Consider the following 15,361-nt stretch of genomic DNA (forward strand, 5'->3'; position numbering starts at 1 on the left):
TTCACCTTCGGTGTGATGCGGCCCGGCCCGGTGCGGGTGTGGCGGGCGCTGCATCGAGATGGCGGGTGAGGAACTCGGTTTGATCGCGGACCAGGTCTTCGAAGGGTTCGCCGAGGTAGAAGTCGAAGTGTCCGGCGTCGTAGGTCTTGATCTGTCCGTGCGGTGCGGTACGCGCGTATCGGAGGGTCTGAGCGGGTGGGGTGACGGTGTCGGTGTTGCTGATGCAGAACAGGATCGGGAAGTCGATGTTCTGTGCTGCGCGCCCCGGCCGGTAGGTGACCAGGCGGGGAATCACTCGGGCCGCTACCTCGTTTCGGAACGTCGCCCCGGTCGGCACGATAGCCCGGTAGCCGGGAAGTGCATCCGGGGCATTCATCAGGGCCAGTGAACCGGGTGCGCCGGCGAGCGGAATCATGACCGGCTCGCGGCGGCGAACCTTGGCCGCCAGATCCCGGGCGATCAGAGGCGAGGCTTTCACCGAGGCGGCCGGGCCGAGGGCGAGCGCGGAGGCCAGCCCGTCGGTGAACGGGCATTGGGCGACGGCGGCTCGCAGTTCCGGATGCCGTGACGCGACGGTGATGGCGTGTCCACCGCCGAAGGAACTGCCCCACACGGCAATGCGTGTGCTGTCGAGACCGTCACGAGCCTTGACCCACGCAATGGCGGAATCCCAGTCGGCAAGCTGCTTCTTGATCGACAGCAGCTGACGGGGATGGCCGCCGCTGTCACCGAAGTGCCGGTAGGTGAACGCGAAGGCGGCGATGCCTGCCTTGGCGAAACGCTCGGCGAAGGCGTCCAGGCGCATGTCGCGGGTGGCTCCGAGGCCGTGCCCGAGGATGACGACGGGCGGCGACGTGACGCCGGTGGGCAGATACAGCCATGCCGCGCAGGAACTGTCACCGGAGGAGAAGAGGACGTCGTGACGGGTGTAGGGCTTCTTGGTGGCCATGGCTGGTCTCACTGTCCGTTCGTCGAGCGGGTCCCGGGCACGCGCCCGGATTCGAGCGCCTGCTTGTAGATGTCCGGGTTGTAGAGGGGCAGCTCACCGGTGGAATCGGTGCTCTCGAGGTAGTCGAGCATCAACTGCTGGCCGTCGTCGGACTGATCGGTGCCGAGGAACTCGGTGCGCTCGACATGCAATCCCTCCGACAGCGACATCGAGCCGCCGAAATACACCGACCGCTTGACCGCCGCCACCGCTTCCCTCGGGCGAGCGCCGAAGTATTCGGCGAGCTCGGCCGCCCGAGTCACCACGTCGCCCGGCGCAACAACCTCGTCGACGGCTCCGTTGGCGAGGGCCTGCGCGGGCGTGAACGGTTTGCCTTCGAGGATGGCGACCAGGGAACGATGGGTGCCGATCAGTCGAGTCAGGCGCTGGGTGCCGCCACCGCCCGGATTGATTCCCAGCAGTACCTCGGGCTGACCGATGAAGAAATCTCCGTCGGCCATGACCCGCAGGTCGCACGCCCAGGCGAACTCCGCACCCAGACCGAGCGCCGAACCATTCAGGCCAGCAACGAAAATGACGCCGCTCGCGTTCATCCGCAGGAATGTCGCATGCAGACGGTCGAGCTGGACTGCTCCCCACAGCGGGGTTTTGCGCATCACGGGCTCGAGGGCACGGGCACGATCCGCACCTCGGGCCACCCGCGCGATCGCCGAGGCACCGCGCCGGCCGAACGGCGGGACCGCCGCCCCCTCTTCCTGTAGCCACCGCACATCCGCATGGCTGACGAATCGGCCCGGGCGTGTGCCGGTGAACACCACGGCGCGGATGCCCGGATCCCGGTCCACCCGGTCTACCAACTCCTCGAGCTGGTTGGCGATATCGATGCCGAACAGGCTGTGCGGACCGCCGTCGACCCGCACGATCAACACCTCTCCGCGGTCCTCGACCTCGAGATGTCCCTTGGTTTTGTATGTCATGAGATTTCACCTTCGTGAATGGAGGAAGGGGGAAGCATGTCCAGCGTGCCCGAGTCGGTGCCGGCCGCCAGTAACTTCGTTATAGGAGTACTGTAACCTCGTTATTGGCTAGTGGCAACCGTCACTCGGATAGATGGATGCCCCAGCGGAGCGAAGTCAGGTGTAGATATGGGAGAGACGTCGTCGGTGCCGGTTCCGGGGAGTGTTCCAGAACGGTTGGTTCTGGCCACGGTCGGCCTGCTGGCCGAACAGGGCCCGTCCGCGATCAAGGCGCGAACCGTGGCGTCCTCGGCCGGTCTGTCGACCATGGTGGTCTACCACCACTTCGGCGGGATACCCGAGCTCGTCCGCGCGGTCGCAGACCATGGGTTCACCGAACTCGGCACCGCCTTTTCCCGGGTGCCGGAGACTGAGGATCCGGTCGTGGATCTGTTCGCACTGGCATTGACGTGTCGGCGTCTGGCGCGCGCGAACCCCCATCTATACGACCTGATGTTCGGACTGTCCACCCGCTCTACCTACCGGCCGCTGGAGTCGGACGTGCGATTGAGCGGACATTCCCTGGCGTTCCGCGAAGCCTACGCACGCGTTATCCACGCATGTGCACGTCTCGAGAGCTCCGGCAGAATCGAGCCCCACGCCCCGGAGGTGGTCGCTGCACAGCTGTGGAGTTACGTCCACGGTTACATCACCCTGGAGCTGGGCGAGCATTTCGCCGAGTTCGACGACGCGGTGCTGCAGGTTATGTTGCCGATGGGAGTGAACTTTGCCGTCGGCCTCGGTGACACACGCGAACTCGCCCAGGCTTCACACGAGCGGGCGGTGCGCCTGTACGGGTCGGACCAGTCGGCGGGAAGTTCGGCGGGCGAGTCGGCAGTGGCCTCGGGCGCGTAGCGAGCTCGCCGCAGTCAGTGGAAGATCCGGACCGGAGGACCATTGCGCTCGTCACATAACGAAGTTACAGTCGAGCCATGAAACGAGATCTGGTGGGACGGAAAGTGATTGTCACGGGGGCCGCGCGCGGCATCGGCGAGCAGGTGGCGCGCCTGGCCGCGGCCCAGGGGGCCCGTGTCGCTCTGATCGGCCTCGAGCCCGACAGACTGCAAGCCCTTGCCACGGAACTGGGGCCGTCGTCTCATTGGTGCGAGGCCGACGTGCGCGACAGCACGGCGTTGCAGTCCGCGATCGACGAGTGCGCCGGTGCCATGAACGGTGTGGACATGGTCGTCGCCAACGCCGGAGTGGCCGCCTACGGAACTGTGCGGCACGCGGCCGAAGCGTCCTTCGAGCGAGTCGTGGACATCAACCTGAACGGCGTATTCCGCACACTCAAGCATGCGACACCCCATCTGCAACGCAGCGGAGGCCACGTGCTGATCGTGGCATCGGCGCTGTCCTTCACCTCGATAGGCGGCCTTGCCTCCTACGGTGCGAGCAAGGCCGGGGTCGAGGCGCTCGCGCTCGCCTACCGCGGCGAAGTGGCCCATCTCGGGATCACCGTCGGTCTGGTTCATCCGTCGTGGATCGACACCGACCTCGTGCGAGGCGCCGAGGTCGACATTCCCTCCTTCCAACAGATGCGCAACCGCCTGCCGTATCCGGGGAACGTCACGACCAGTGTCGATCGGGCGGCCTCGGCGATTGTGGACGGACTCGCCTACCGGCGCAGTCGCGTCTATGTGCCGCGGGCCGTCGTCGTCGCCAATTGGGCGAAGGCACTGTTGAACTCACCGCTGGTCTGGCCGTGGACGAGGCGGTTCTCTGCCCTGACAATCCCGTCGCTCGAGACCGAAGTTGCCGCCTTGGGCCGCAACGACCAACTCGTTCCCCGCTTCGAGTCGTCCAGCCGGGAACGATCCCCGGTTTCCGCCTGAGCGACGCCCCGACACAAAGAGCAAGGAGAAAAAGACGATGAAGGCATTCGTTCTCGATCGTTACGGAAACAATGACGGCGTGCGGTTCGGCGACACTCCCGACCCGGAAGTGGGCCCCGGTGACGTCCTGGTTCAGATTCACGCCGCGAGTGTGAACCCGCTGGACCTGAAAATCAGAGAGGGAAAACTCAAACCCGTCCTGCCGTATCGCCTACCGATCGTGTTGGGCAATGACCTGGCCGGAGTGGTCGTCGAGGTTGGACGTGATGTACAGAGATTCCGGCCAGGCGACGAGGTGTACGCGCGGCCGGATCAAGGCCGGATCGGCGCCTTCGCGGAACTCATCGCAATGCGGGAGGACGATGTGGCTCTCGCGCCACGAGAGCTCACCATGGAGGAGGCGGCTTCGATACCTCTGGTTGGCCTGACCGCGTGGCAAGCGCTGGTCGAGAGGGCGAATCTGCAGGCCGGACAGAAGGTTCTCATCCATGCCGGCTCTGGTGGGCTGGGTACCTTCGCGATCCAATTGGCCAAGCACCTCGGTCCGACCGTGGCCACAACGACGAGCACCGCGAATATCGACTGGGTGCAGCGCCTAGGTGCCGACATCGTCATCGACTACAAGAAGGAAGACTTCGCGGTGGTCCTGCGCGATTACGATCTCGTCCTCGACACCCTCGGTGGGGACACACTCGCGAACTCGCTGCGCGTTCTCAAACCGGGCGGCAAGGTCATCTCCGTTGCAGGTCCGCCGGATCACACTTTCGCGAAAGAAGCCGGCCTGAACTGGATCGTGCAACAGGTGATGCGCCTTCTGAGCTTTCGAATCCGAAGGAACGCCAAGCGTCACCACGTCACATACTCCTTCCTCTTCATGAAATCGAGTGGAGACCAGTTGCGCCAGCTCACGTCCATCATCGATTCCGGCGCCATACGTCCAGTGGTTGACCGAATCTTTCCGTTCGAACAGACCAAAGAGGCTCTGGCATACGTCGACCAGGGGCGCGCAAAGGGCAAGGTCGTCGTCAAGGTCAGGTGAGATTCTGCGCAGCACCAGGCCGAACCGGCTCATCGAAACCCATGAGTTGGCGACGACCAAAACTTGCGGATCTGTAAGCGCAAATTTCACTACCGTTGGACTCCATGGTTAGGTGCTGCAGGCAAGCAGGAAGCGGGCGAGATCGTTCGGATACATCAGCACGGCACAGGTTTCGGCGTGGCGAGTGATGTCCGGTCGGTCGAGATTGTTCCGGGTCAGACGCTTCCGGCCGATGCGGCGGACCGGACGGCGTGCCCTCCGAACTGATTACGCAGTGCCGAAACCGCTTTCATGGCGGGGGAGTCGTCCTGGCGGGACGCGAACCGTGCGAACAAGGCTGCGGAGATGACCGGCGCGGGGACCGCGCGGGCGATGGCCTCTTCGACGGTCCAGCGGCCTTCACCGGAATCCTCGGTGTAGCCGGAGATCGCGGCCAATTGGGGATCATCGGACAGCGCCTGCACCAGGAGGTCGAGCAACCAGGAACGGACCACGGTGCCCTTGGACCACGCGCTAAGGACCGCGGGCACGTCGACGATGGATTCCTCCGCCGCGAGCAATTCGTACCCCTCGGCGTAGGCCTGCATCAGTCCGTATTCGATACCGTTGTGCACCATCTTCGCGTAGTGGCCGGCGCCAACAGGCCCGGCGTGCACGAATGACTCCTCCCGTTCACCGTCCGGGCGCAGCGTATCGAAGACCGGCATCAATCGGTCGATGTCGGCCGCGTCGCCGCCTGCCATCAGCGCGTACCCGTTCTCGCGTCCCCACACCCCGCCGGAGACGCCGCAGTCGAGGTAGCGGATGCCGTGTTCGGCGAGAATTTCCGCGTTGAGCCTGTCGTCGGTGAACCGTGAGTTGCCGCCGTCGACGACGAGGTCCCCGGGTGCCAGCAGGCGAGAGAGCTGCCCGATGACCTGACGGGTCGGCGCCCCAGCCGGCACCATCACCCATACCGCGCGGGGAGCGGGAAGTGACTCGACCAACGCTTCGAGGCTGTCCGCGTCGCTGTCGGCGGAATTCGGGTCGTAACCGATTGCCTCTAGTCCACGGTCGCGCAGACGCTCCCGCATGTTCAGTCCCATTTTGCCCAGACCGACCAGTCCCAGTTTCATCGTCACCATTCCCGTTTCACATCGGCGATCTTGCCGAGATCTATGTCTACGGGGGAATCGGGACGACCTCACCTGTCCGGACGGGCAGCCGGCACTGGCCGCTCGGCCAAGTGCATTCCGGCTCGCCGCCTTCGACACTGGTACCCGACGCATTGTCTGAATGCGCCTGTAGTGGAGCGAAAAAGACGGGGTGCAGCTGAAGTGACCGTATCTGAAGTGCAGGAGCGGAACCCGCTGGCAGGCGGCTCGGGCGTTGTCGGCGAGGCATTGATCGGCAACACCGGTCAGGTCGCCGAGCCGGCGTCGATGGTGATTTTCGGGGTCACCGGTGATCTCTCGCGCAAGAAGCTGATCCCAGCCATCTACGACCTCGCGCACAGCAGTCAGCTGCCGCCGGACTTCGATCTCGTCGGCTTTGCTCGCGACAGTACAGACTTCGATTCCCGATTGCGGGATTCTGTGATCGCGCACGCGCGCACACCATTCGATCCTGCGGTGTGGGCGGGGCTCTCCGAGCGCATCCACCTCGTACAGGGGTCGTTCGACGACACCGCGGCGTTCGCCCGGCTCGCCGCCCGGCTGGCCGAGCTCGATGTCCGCCGCGGCAAGCCCGGCAATTACGTCTTCTACCTGTCCATCCCGCCCTCGGCGTTCGAGCCGGTCTGCGACCAACTTGCGATCACCGGACTGAACAGGACTGCGCACGGCTGGCGCCGGGTGGTGGTGGAGAAACCGTTCGGGCACGACCTGGCCAGCTCGCAGGCTCTCGGTGCCGCACTGGAGAGGGTGTTTCCGCCGTCGTCGATCTACCGCATCGACCACTACCTGGGAAAGGAGACGGTGCAGAACATCCTCGCACTGCGCTTCGCTAACGGGATGTTCGAGCCGTTGTGGAACAATCGGCACATCGACCATGTGCAGATCACCATGGCCGAGAGTGTCGGAGTGACTGGACGTGCCGGGTACTACGACGGTGTCGGTGCCGCCCGCGATGTCATCCAGAATCACCTGCTGCAACTTTTGGCGTTGATCGCGATGGAAGAACCGGTCGCGTTCGACGCCGCCAGCATCGCCGCCGAGAAGATCAAGGTTCTCTCTGCCACCGAACTCCTCGGCCCACTGTCGGAGACGTCGGTCCGCGGCCAGTATGGTGCGGGTATCGAGAACGGTGTTCCTGTAACAGGGTTGGTTGACGAGGCGGGGTTCCCCGCCGACTCGGCGACCGAAACCTTCGCGGCCCTGACGGTCGGTGTCGCGACCCGCCGATGGGCCGGTGTTCCGTTCTTCATCCGTACCGGAAAACGCCTCGCTCGGCGGACGACTGAGATCGCAGTGACCTTCAGACCGCCCGCTCACGGTTCGCCGGCCGCGCGAGCTGCTGCGGTGTCCAATGTGCTCGTCTTCCGGGTACAACCGGACGACGGCATCGAGCTGCACATCGGCGCAAAACGCCCCGGCGGCGGCATGCACATCCAGCCGGTCAGCCTCGGGATGGATTTCCGGTCGGTGTTCGACCCTGCCCCGGAGGCTTACGAACGGCTGATCTGTGACGTGCTGCGTGGAGACGCCACACTCTTTCCTCGCCGGGAAGAGGTCGAATGGTCCTGGCGGGTCATCGATCCGCTTCTCGACTACTGGGCCGGTGTCGGTCGACCGGACAACTATCCCTCAGGAACATCCGGCCCGGAGTCGGCGGATCGGATGCTCAGCCGGTCCGGCCGTGCGTGGCGGTCACTCTGACCCGATAGGGCAGGGAGGTTCGGCGAGGTGGGACCGATCGAGGGGTTCGGTCCCACCTCGCTCGCGGACAGAAGCTGATCCAGTCTTGGACACAGGCACACTGCAGCCGACACCGCACCGTCGATAGCGACGGGCCCCGAACACGATTCGTGTTCGGGGCCTTCGCGATTCGATGACTACTTGGTGAGGGCGTCCTTGAGTGCCTTCGCGGCCGCGGCCGGGTCCTCGGCGCTGTAGATGGCGCCACCGGCGACGGCGACGTCGGCACCGGCGTCACGGACGGCGGCGATGGTGTCGACCTTCACGCCGCCGGCGACGGAGAACGGGACACCGGCGATCTTGCCGTCGTCGAGGAGCGTCTGGATGGAGTATCCGGGCTGGGCCTGCTCGTCGAGACCGGCGTGGATCTCGACGAACGCGACACCGAGCTTGGCGATCTCACGGGCACGCTCGACCCGGTTCTCGACGCCGATCAGGTCCGCGACGACCTTCTTGCCGTGCTTCTCACCGGCCTCGACCGCACCCTTGATCGTGGCATCACCGGCGGCACCGAGGACGGTGACCAGGTCGGCGCCGGCGGAGAACGCCAGGTCGGCCTCGAGGAAGCCGGCGTCGGCGGTCTTGAGGTCGGCGAAGACCTCCTTGTCCGGGTGCGCCGCTTTGATCGCGCTGATGGCACTGAGGCCGGCGCTCTTGATCAGCGGGGTGCCGAGTTCGATGATGTCGACGTACGGGGCAACCTTGTGGGTCAGCGCCAGCGCATCAGCAGTGGTGAGCAGATCGACTGCAACCTGCAGCTTCGTCATATGTTTCTCCTGTTATCTATCTTCGGGGGGTTTGGGGGTTCGGGTCAGCCGATGTTGGCGTGGCGTTCCCACAGCCGCTCGGCGGTCTGGTCTTCGTTGTCCCACAGCGCCTGGAACAGTGCGTCGAACGCGAGGAGCACCGACTGCTCGAACAGGCTGCCGGCGTATTGGCGGGTGATGGTCGCGCTGTGGTCCTGCTTGTCGGCCGCCGGCAAGACCAGCACCTCGTCGGCACGCCGGGCGAGCGGCGAGTCGGATGCGGTGGTGACGACCAGGATCGAGGCCCCGACCTTCTTCGCGGTGTCGGCGGCGCCAACCACCGATGCGGTGGTACCCGATCCGGACACGGCGATCAGTACGTCACCGGCGCCGATCGCGGGGGCCGTGACCTCACCGGCGACGTGCACGCGCAGGCCGAGGTGCATCAGCCGCATGGCCGCCATCTGAACGGCCAGGCCGCTGCGTCCGTTGCCGATCACGAACACCGCCCGAGCGGAGGTGATCAGCGACCCGGCGCGGTCCCATTGTTCCGCCGCAACGGAATTGAGCAGCCGCTCGTTCTCGTCGAGCACGATGCGGCGCCCGTCACTGAACCGTGTGCGTGTCTGCTCGACGGTGACGGTCATGATCCTCCTCGGAGATAGCCGATCTGTGGTGAACTCGACACTGCCAACTACCGCCTGCTTCGACACCCGGCCGCTCGGCGGGTTCGGGCTGGCCGATTGGCCAGTGCCCGCCCGTCCCTACCGGCGATACGGTAAATGCGTGGTAAGTACGGAGGACTCTGTTCGGTTGCAGGTCGACCCCTGGGTGGAGATGCGGAAGGTGATCACGGGACCGCTCCCGGACATCGCGACGCGCTTCTCCCGGTTCCTCGGCCAGTTGTGGCCGCACGAAGCCCTGGTCATCTTCACCCGCGAGTGCACCGGGCGTCCCCGCAAAGTAGCCGGTAAGCGCGAGATCGTCGATCGGGTCACCATCGACGAACTCGACGAGATCAAGCAATCCCTCGAACCCGGTGGCGTTTACGACGGCGTCGCCATGCTGGCCGGCGTCCGCCGCCGAGTGTGGGCCATCCGCGACCTCTGCGACACCCTGCTGGTCCTGGTTCCGCGGCCGTCTCAGACGGGTACACCCGACCCCGATGAGGTCGCCGCCGTGTTCGGGATCGTCGCCACGTCGATCCAGCACCAGGTGGCGCAGGCCAGCCCCGACTATCTCGCCGAGTCACGGGCCGCGTCGAGTGAACGTGCCCGCACCATTGCCGAATTGACCGAGGTTCACGAGGCGACCCTCTCTTCGATCCTCGGAACCCTGCGCTCGAATGATCTCGACGACCGCCGCTCGCGGATCACCGCCAGCGAGACAGCCTCGGCCGCCTTGATTTCGCTGCGATCCGCGAGTGCCGCCGACCGTGTCCTTTCCGAGGAAGCGGTCACCACCGCATTCGCCAGACTGCACGGGGAATTGCGGCCACTGCTCAAGCACCGTGAGGTCGACGTCGAATACATCGAACCGCCGGCCGACGGCCGTCCACTCCCCGGTGAGGTGGCGCACGCGGCGCGGGCGATGGTCCGGGCCATCGTGCTGGCATTCGTCGCCCAACCGGTGCTCACCAGAATGCGGATCGCGTGGGACTGCGACGGCGACAACGTCCTGATCGAGGTCCGCGACCAGGGTCCCGGCAACATCGACCGCAACGCCCTGACACGGCAACTGTCCGGGCGCCTGAACACCTTGCGCGGGCGGATCGACATCGAATCCATCCCCGCGTGGGGGAGCCGGGTGACCCTCACCATTCCGTTGGACCCACCCGCCGCCCGACCCGACGAGCACTTACTCTCCACCCTGAACCCGCGTGAACTCGAAGTCCTCGCCCACCTCGCAATGGGCAAACGCAACCGCACCATCGCCGAAGAACTCGGAATCAGCCAGAGCACCATCAAGTTCCACGTCGCCAAAGTGCTCGAGAAACTCGACGTCGCCAACCGTGGAGAGGCCGGGGCCATTGCAGCGCGCGCCGGCATCGTGCCGTAGACCCAGTGCTTGGCCGGCGCAATCGAGGGCCATGGTGTTCCCGCTCGAGGAGCCGGCGGCGGCATCAGGCCACGACGAATGATCGAATGTCATTTATCGAACGGCTCGGCCGCGCTGAGTGCGAGGAGTTGGTCCCAGCTTTTGTTGCTGCAAGAACTTCCGCAGTGCTGCACTGCTGCGGTCGGTTCGTCCCAGAACAGCATATGGGCGGCGCCGGGCACCTCGATCGGTTGTGTGGCCGGATTGGCTAGTGCCGCTTCCTTCGCGTCAGCCGGTGTGACCACCGGGCTGATGCCGCCGTAGATCAGAGTGGTCGGTGCGGGAACGCTGCGCCTGGTGTCAAAGAAGTCTTCGGTTCCGAATCCGTGGTGCGTGTGATCGACAGAGTTGTTGTCGCAGCTGCATAGCCAGCGTGCTCGGAGTTCGTGATGACGTCGCGGCCAACGTGGCCAAAACTGAGCCACGTCATCGGCGTACCGCTTCTGGCACGGTGGGAGGTGCTCGCGTGATTGGCATGCTGCCTGACATCGCTTCGGGTTCTTGGATGACACGTGGGCTGACCTATGGCAATCAGCACCTGTGACCGCGATGCGCTACCTACACGCCGCGCATCCACACCGCTCTCAGCCACCCACTGAACTTCGGAACCGATTCCGGCTGCGCCATCTCATGACATCCGGGCACAAGAGATCGGGTGTGACCGTCCATCCGGCTGCGATCAGCCATCGTTGCACCGGTTTGGAACGGTCGCAGTTGTTCGCCTTCTCGGCGAGAGTTCCGGCGAGGATGGGTCCGACTGACCCAGTACGGGTTAGTCATGTCTCATGACCGAGAATCCGGGAACCGCGCGGGTTCCTAACCAGGTGATCGGTTGGCATTTGGTGCCAGCGAGACGGCGGAGGTCAGATGGCGCTTGTTCAGGCAAACGTGCGGGTGAACTAGTCGGTAAGATTGTCGCCGAGTGGGTCGGCCCATGTTGTCCAGATGTCGGGGCCGAGTTCAATCTCGGTGGTGGTCAGCAGGCACGCGTCGAGTTGCTGATGCAGTGTGTCGGGGTCGATTCCTTGGCCGATGAAGACTAGTTCTTGCCGGCAGTCACCAACGGGTTCTTCCCATTTGTCGAGTATTCCTGCGCGGCGGTACTCGTCACCAGGCCAGTAGGACTCGGGTAGGAACTTCCACCAGCGTCCGATGTAGCCGTGTCGGATCAGATGGCCGGCCTGGGAGATGCTGCCGATCTCGGTGAATCGGCTCGCGTTCCAGAAGTAGCCTTTGGCGCGCAGGAGACGTCCATTGCCCCATTCGCCGGTGACGAACTGGTGCAGCCGCCCGGGGTGGAAGGGGGCGCGTTCCCGGTAGACCACGGAGCTGATTCCGTATTCCTCCGTCTCGGGGGTGTGTTCTCCCTGTAATTCTTGGAGCCATCCGGGTGCCTGGGCGGCCTTCTCCAAGGAGAACAGGCCGGTGTCCAATATGGTGTCGAGCGGGATCAGGCCATGGGACATCGACTGTATGCGGGCAGTGGGATTGAGTGAGCGCAGGACCGCGATCAGTTCGGTCAGGTGCTCTGCTGTGACGAGGTCGGACTTGCTGACCAAAATGACATCGGCGAACTCGATCTGATCGACCAGCAGGTCGGAGATGTCGCGTTCGTCGTCTGGTGCGTCGGCCTCGACGCGGCCGCCGGTCCGGTAGTCGTGAAGGAAGCTGTGGGCGTCGACGACGGTCACCATGGTGTCCAGGCGGGCGACATCTGCCAGCGCGTGTCCGTCGGCGTCGATGAAGGTGAACGTCTCAGCGACCGGTAGCGGCTCGGAGATACCGGACGATTCGATCAGGAGGTAGTCGAATCGTCCGTCAGCGGCCAGTGCACCGATTTCCGCGAGAAGGTCCTCGCGCAGGGTGCAGCAAATACAGCCGTTGGTCATCTCGACGAGCTTTTCTTCCGAGCGGCTCAGTGAGATCTCCCGTTCGACTTCGGCGCTGTCGATGTTGATCTCACTCATGTCGTTGACGATGACGGCCACCCGCCTGCCTTCACGGTTGCGCAAAATCTGGTTGAGGAGCGTGGTTTTCCCGGCGCCGAGAAATCCTGACAACACGGTCACGGGAAGTCGTGTGTCGGCCATTGCGTTGAATCCTTCCGAGAGGTCGGGGAGATCCCGGCTGTGGAGGTGGCGGCGGCGGGCACGCGACTGGATGCGTACCCGCCGCCGCAGTTGGTGACAGTGTGGGAGCGGGTCAGGCTGCCGGTTCGAGGTAACCCTCGAATAGGTCGACTACGACGCTGCCGGCGTCCGTGTCGTCACCGAAGAGTTCTTCGGCCGCGAACTTGACGTGGTAGGTCGATTCCTCGCCGGCGTCCGCGCGGCCGTGGCCGATGGCGTCGGGGAAGGGCCACTGGTCGCTGGTGCGGTGGGTGACGGTCCCGACCCGGCCGCGGCAGTAGCCCGGCATGCGGATGTGCCCCGGGACGTACTCGTCGCGCACCCGGACACGTTGCCCGACCTCGAAGGTGATGGTGTCGGTGCGGGCTGGACGTCCCTCCGACTCGGCCGGCCGGGACAGCGGGAACGGGCCCCCGGCGAGCGTTTCGAGTTCTTCGTGGGTGAGGATGCCCTTTTCGACCATGAGGGTGGCAACGCCGATGGCGTACCTCTCGTAATACGGCGTCATCATGTAATGGCGGGGTTCCATCCGTTCGACGACGTAGCGGACCTCGTCGACACTGAAGGCCCCCAGCTCCGCCACTCCGAGGAAGAACAGGCTGTAGGGCAGGTGTTCCCAGTCGGCGTGGAAGGTGGGACCGATATCGGCGTTGACGGTGTGGGGCACCTTGCCGAACCCTTGAACACCGGCGAGATCGTGAACTCCATCCATGGGTTTAGCTCCTTTGATTCGGTGGATCAGTTGGCCGGGACCTGCGGGACTGCGACCCCGATCAGGCAGTCCTTGGTGACGATCTGCTGCAGTTGCTCCTGGGTCCAGCCGTCGGTGCCGGCGGGCCGTTGGGGGAGCACGATATAGCGGGTCTCGGCGGTGGTGTCGTACACGCGGATCTCGACATCCTCCGGGATAACGGTGCCCATCTCGGACAGCACTTTCCGAGGTTCACGGACCACGCGGGCACGGTACTCGAAGCTCTTGTACCAGGTCGGCGGCAACCCGAGGATCGGCCAGGCGGTGCACGAGCAGAGGGAGCAGACGATCACGTTCTTGAGGGTGGGGGTGTCTTCCAGCGCCACAATGTATTCGCCCTGAGGCCCCAGATAGCCGTACTGGTCCACAGCCGCGGTGCCGTCGGTGAGGAGCAGGTCGCGGAATTCCGGATCGGTCCAGGCCCGCGCGACGAGTTCGGCACCGCGTTTGGGGCTGAAGTCCTCCTCGAAGGTCTTCTTCCACCCTTCGGTGTAACCCTCGGGGACCAGGCCCTTTCCGTCGAGGGCACGGAACAGTGCCCACGCGCGATTCGACGCCGGGGCTTGAGCTGGCGCCGCATTGTCTGGTGTGTGTTCGATCGTTGAGGTCATTGTTTCCACTTTCTGTAGGGGCTGGTACGTACGAAGTGGGAATTTGGTGTGTCGGGACGCGCTGTGGGGTAGGTCAGCGGCTAAATGTCCACTGTTTGTGCATCGCGCAGCATGCCGGTCCGGGGATGGCAGTTGATGTACTCGTACAGTTGGTCGCGTGCATCGGCTACCGAAACCTCGTGATACAGACGCAGCTTCGACAGACCGGCCGCGACTCGAAAAAAGGTAGTGAAGATTCGCAGGTGGGTGGGATGGGATTCTGCCCAACGCTCCAGTTGGTCGAGCGAAGCCCACTGCCCGATGTTGTAGCTCGAGTCGAGGAAGTTCCCTTCCAAGTCGATACTGCGCACGAACCTGTTGCTGTAGCAGCCGACCGTCTCACCGTTGTCACGGAGAAAGTCCATGCCCTGCTGCAATGTGGGGAGGATGTCGTCGAGATACAGGGCGCGTTCTTCCGATTCGGCCTCCTTCCAATCCTGACCGGAGCGAATCAATGCGATGTTGTCGTGGCCCTGGATCACTACCCGACCACCCGAGGCAGGATCACCACTGATCACGCGCAATTCGCCCGAAGGCTGCATCCAATCAGTTTGGGACAGCGGGAAACGTTCGCGCATCGAGCCCCAGTACCCGTGCTCGTTGATGTCGCCGCTGATCCCGTCCATCACCGCGCCGATACCAGGAAGGTCTTCCTGGAAGGCGTACAAAGTCTCGAATTGCTCGGCCCGAGGGGCGACTATCTCACGGAAGTAACCTAGCCCCTCGGATAGTCGTTCGTCCGATGCCCACCAGTCGGCAACATTGGAGCTTCTCATCCACCGAGACTGGGCAGCAACGTCTTTCCAGTACCCCGCAATCATCAGGTTCTCGTAACCCTGGTTGTCCTCATGGTGGGTCAGGTCGTGGTGCAGCGGGCCGTCCTCCAGATCGAAGCTGGAGACGATGCCGCGCATTGCCGCAAGCGCGGCCTGGCGGTGTTCGTCGCCGCGGAACTGCACGCCGAGATACGCCATCACCACCTGCTGGAGTGTCTCATCGGCGCGCCCGACCCACATGGGGAAGGGAGGTTGGTAGTTGTCGGGCACACGTCGGTTCAATGTTCGGGGACATACGAGGTGGTCGCTGATTGCAGATTCCATAAGGACTCCTGTTTCATCGAGTTGGGGCTTCGAGAGAATCTCGGGAACTCGTATAGGTCAGAAGCTACCGTCCTCTGACGGTGTGAATTTGACCACGAGCGACTGATAGTTCGACGATGAGCGACAGTCAGTGAAGAAGCCCGAGAATTGCCGGA

The 15,361-nt window shown here is 64.2% G+C and carries 14 protein-coding genes; 5 read left to right on the forward strand and 9 right to left on the reverse strand.

The features are described 5' to 3' along the window. Nucleotide 1: 1 nt before the first annotated feature. Nucleotides 2-949 carry an alpha/beta hydrolase gene (locus GFS60_RS29290; protein WP_236603166.1) on the reverse strand — a complete coding sequence of 316 codons (948 nt, stop codon included), beginning with the start codon at nucleotides 947-949 and terminating at the stop codon, nucleotides 2-4. Between the two features lie 8 nt (nucleotides 950-957). Further along, entirely contained in the window at nucleotides 958-1,926 is a 969-nt protein-coding gene (locus tag GFS60_RS29295) for an enoyl-CoA hydratase/isomerase family protein (RefSeq protein WP_159926571.1), read from the reverse strand. Nucleotides 1,927-2,094: 168 nt separating this feature from the next. Between GFS60_RS29295 and GFS60_RS29300 the strand changes: the two genes are divergently transcribed. The 3 genes from GFS60_RS29300 to GFS60_RS29310 all read left to right on the forward strand — a co-directional run bounded on the left by GFS60_RS29300 (nucleotide 2,095) and on the right by GFS60_RS29310 (nucleotide 4,839). Continuing rightward, the gene (locus GFS60_RS29300; RefSeq protein ID WP_159926573.1) at nucleotides 2,095-2,820 is read left to right on the forward strand and encodes a TetR/AcrR family transcriptional regulator; all 726 of its coding nucleotides are present in this window, start codon (nucleotides 2,095-2,097) and stop codon (nucleotides 2,818-2,820) included. Nucleotides 2,821-2,897: 77 nt separating this feature from the next. Then, nucleotides 2,898-3,800: an SDR family oxidoreductase gene (locus tag GFS60_RS29305; RefSeq protein ID WP_159926575.1), complete on the forward strand. Its 903-nt coding sequence runs from the start codon at nucleotides 2,898-2,900 to the stop codon at nucleotides 3,798-3,800. Nucleotides 3,801-3,837: 37 nt separating this feature from the next. Next, nucleotides 3,838-4,839 carry an NADP-dependent oxidoreductase gene (locus tag GFS60_RS29310; RefSeq protein ID WP_159926577.1) on the forward strand — a complete coding sequence of 334 codons (1,002 nt, stop codon included), beginning with the start codon at nucleotides 3,838-3,840 and terminating at the stop codon, nucleotides 4,837-4,839. 215 nt (nucleotides 4,840-5,054) lie between these two features. Here GFS60_RS29310 and gnd read toward each other — a convergent pair whose 3' ends face one another. Beyond that, the gene (gnd, locus tag GFS60_RS29315; RefSeq protein WP_159926579.1) at nucleotides 5,055-5,954 is read right to left on the reverse strand and encodes a phosphogluconate dehydrogenase (NAD(+)-dependent, decarboxylating); all 900 of its coding nucleotides are present in this window, start codon (nucleotides 5,952-5,954) and stop codon (nucleotides 5,055-5,057) included. Nucleotides 5,955-6,260: 306 nt separating this feature from the next. Between gnd and zwf the strand changes: the two genes are divergently transcribed. Further along, nucleotides 6,261-7,694, forward strand: a complete 1,434-nt coding sequence (gene zwf / locus GFS60_RS29320) for a glucose-6-phosphate dehydrogenase (protein ID WP_236603535.1) — start codon at nucleotides 6,261-6,263, stop codon at nucleotides 7,692-7,694. A 176-nt stretch (nucleotides 7,695-7,870) separates the two neighbouring features. On the opposite strand, the gene hxlA is transcribed toward zwf, so the two are convergent. Both hxlA and hxlB read right to left on the reverse strand, forming a co-directional pair. Then, nucleotides 7,871-8,500 carry a 3-hexulose-6-phosphate synthase gene (gene hxlA, locus GFS60_RS29325; RefSeq protein WP_159926583.1) on the reverse strand — a complete coding sequence of 210 codons (630 nt, stop codon included), beginning with the start codon at nucleotides 8,498-8,500 and terminating at the stop codon, nucleotides 7,871-7,873. A gap of 44 nt (nucleotides 8,501-8,544) precedes the next feature. Next, complete coding sequence (gene hxlB, locus GFS60_RS29330) at nucleotides 8,545-9,126, reverse strand: 6-phospho-3-hexuloisomerase (protein ID WP_159926584.1); 582 nt, start codon at nucleotides 9,124-9,126, stop codon at nucleotides 8,545-8,547. 190 nt (nucleotides 9,127-9,316) lie between these two features. Here hxlB and GFS60_RS29335 point away from each other — a divergent pair, with 190 nt between their 5' ends. After that, nucleotides 9,317-10,537: a helix-turn-helix transcriptional regulator gene (locus GFS60_RS29335; RefSeq protein ID WP_159927652.1), complete on the forward strand. Its 1,221-nt coding sequence runs from the start codon at nucleotides 9,317-9,319 to the stop codon at nucleotides 10,535-10,537. A gap of 938 nt (nucleotides 10,538-11,475) precedes the next feature. On the opposite strand, the gene GFS60_RS29340 is transcribed toward GFS60_RS29335, so the two are convergent. From GFS60_RS29340 to oxdA, 4 genes are all read right to left on the reverse strand, one after another. Continuing rightward, nucleotides 11,476-12,666 (reverse strand): GTP-binding protein, encoded by a 1,191-nt coding sequence (locus GFS60_RS29340; RefSeq protein ID WP_159926586.1) that lies wholly within the window; start codon nucleotides 12,664-12,666, stop codon nucleotides 11,476-11,478. Between the two features lie 112 nt (nucleotides 12,667-12,778). After that, nucleotides 12,779-13,417 (reverse strand): nitrile hydratase subunit beta, encoded by a 639-nt coding sequence (gene nthB, locus GFS60_RS29345; protein ID WP_159926588.1) that lies wholly within the window; start codon nucleotides 13,415-13,417, stop codon nucleotides 12,779-12,781. Nucleotides 13,418-13,443: 26 nt separating this feature from the next. Then, nucleotides 13,444-14,067, reverse strand: a complete 624-nt coding sequence (gene nthA / locus GFS60_RS29350; RefSeq protein ID WP_159926590.1) for a nitrile hydratase subunit alpha — start codon at nucleotides 14,065-14,067, stop codon at nucleotides 13,444-13,446. Between the two features lie 80 nt (nucleotides 14,068-14,147). Continuing rightward, nucleotides 14,148-15,206: an aliphatic aldoxime dehydratase gene (oxdA, locus tag GFS60_RS29355; RefSeq protein ID WP_159926592.1), complete on the reverse strand. Its 1,059-nt coding sequence runs from the start codon at nucleotides 15,204-15,206 to the stop codon at nucleotides 14,148-14,150. Between the last annotated feature and the right edge of the window lie 155 nt (nucleotides 15,207-15,361).

The organism is Rhodococcus sp. WAY2, assembly GCF_009859915.1.
Lineage (GTDB): Bacteria > Actinomycetota > Actinomycetes > Mycobacteriales > Mycobacteriaceae > Rhodococcus_F > Rhodococcus_F oxybenzonivorans.

What these genes read in the sequence shown, in the direction of transcription:
- GFS60_RS29290 (WP_236603166.1), bottom strand. Translation starts at nt 949, where the DNA reads ATGGCCACCAAGAAGCCCTACACCCGTCACGACGTCCTCTTCTCCTCC.
- GFS60_RS29295 (WP_159926571.1), bottom strand. Translation starts at nt 1,926, where the DNA reads ATGACATACAAAACCAAGGGACATCTCGAGGTCGAGGACCGCGGAGAG.
- GFS60_RS29300 (WP_159926573.1), top strand. Translation starts at nt 2,095, where the DNA reads ATGGGAGAGACGTCGTCGGTGCCGGTTCCGGGGAGTGTTCCAGAACGG.
- GFS60_RS29305 (WP_159926575.1), top strand. Translation starts at nt 2,898, where the DNA reads ATGAAACGAGATCTGGTGGGACGGAAAGTGATTGTCACGGGGGCCGCG.
- GFS60_RS29310 (WP_159926577.1), top strand. Translation starts at nt 3,838, where the DNA reads ATGAAGGCATTCGTTCTCGATCGTTACGGAAACAATGACGGCGTGCGG.
- gnd (WP_159926579.1), bottom strand. Translation starts at nt 5,954, where the DNA reads ATGAAACTGGGACTGGTCGGTCTGGGCAAAATGGGACTGAACATGCGG.
- zwf (WP_236603535.1), top strand. Translation starts at nt 6,261, where the DNA reads ATGGTGATTTTCGGGGTCACCGGTGATCTCTCGCGCAAGAAGCTGATC.
- hxlA (WP_159926583.1), bottom strand. Translation starts at nt 8,500, where the DNA reads ATGACGAAGCTGCAGGTTGCAGTCGATCTGCTCACCACTGCTGATGCG.
- hxlB (WP_159926584.1), bottom strand. Translation starts at nt 9,126, where the DNA reads ATGACCGTCACCGTCGAGCAGACACGCACACGGTTCAGTGACGGGCGC.
- GFS60_RS29335 (WP_159927652.1), top strand. Translation starts at nt 9,317, where the DNA reads ATGCGGAAGGTGATCACGGGACCGCTCCCGGACATCGCGACGCGCTTC.
- GFS60_RS29340 (WP_159926586.1), bottom strand. Translation starts at nt 12,666, where the DNA reads ATGGCCGACACACGACTTCCCGTGACCGTGTTGTCAGGATTTCTCGGC.
- nthB (WP_159926588.1), bottom strand. Translation starts at nt 13,417, where the DNA reads ATGGATGGAGTTCACGATCTCGCCGGTGTTCAAGGGTTCGGCAAGGTG.
- nthA (WP_159926590.1), bottom strand. Translation starts at nt 14,067, where the DNA reads ATGACCTCAACGATCGAACACACACCAGACAATGCGGCGCCAGCTCAA.
- oxdA (WP_159926592.1), bottom strand. Translation starts at nt 15,206, where the DNA reads ATGGAATCTGCAATCAGCGACCACCTCGTATGTCCCCGAACATTGAAC.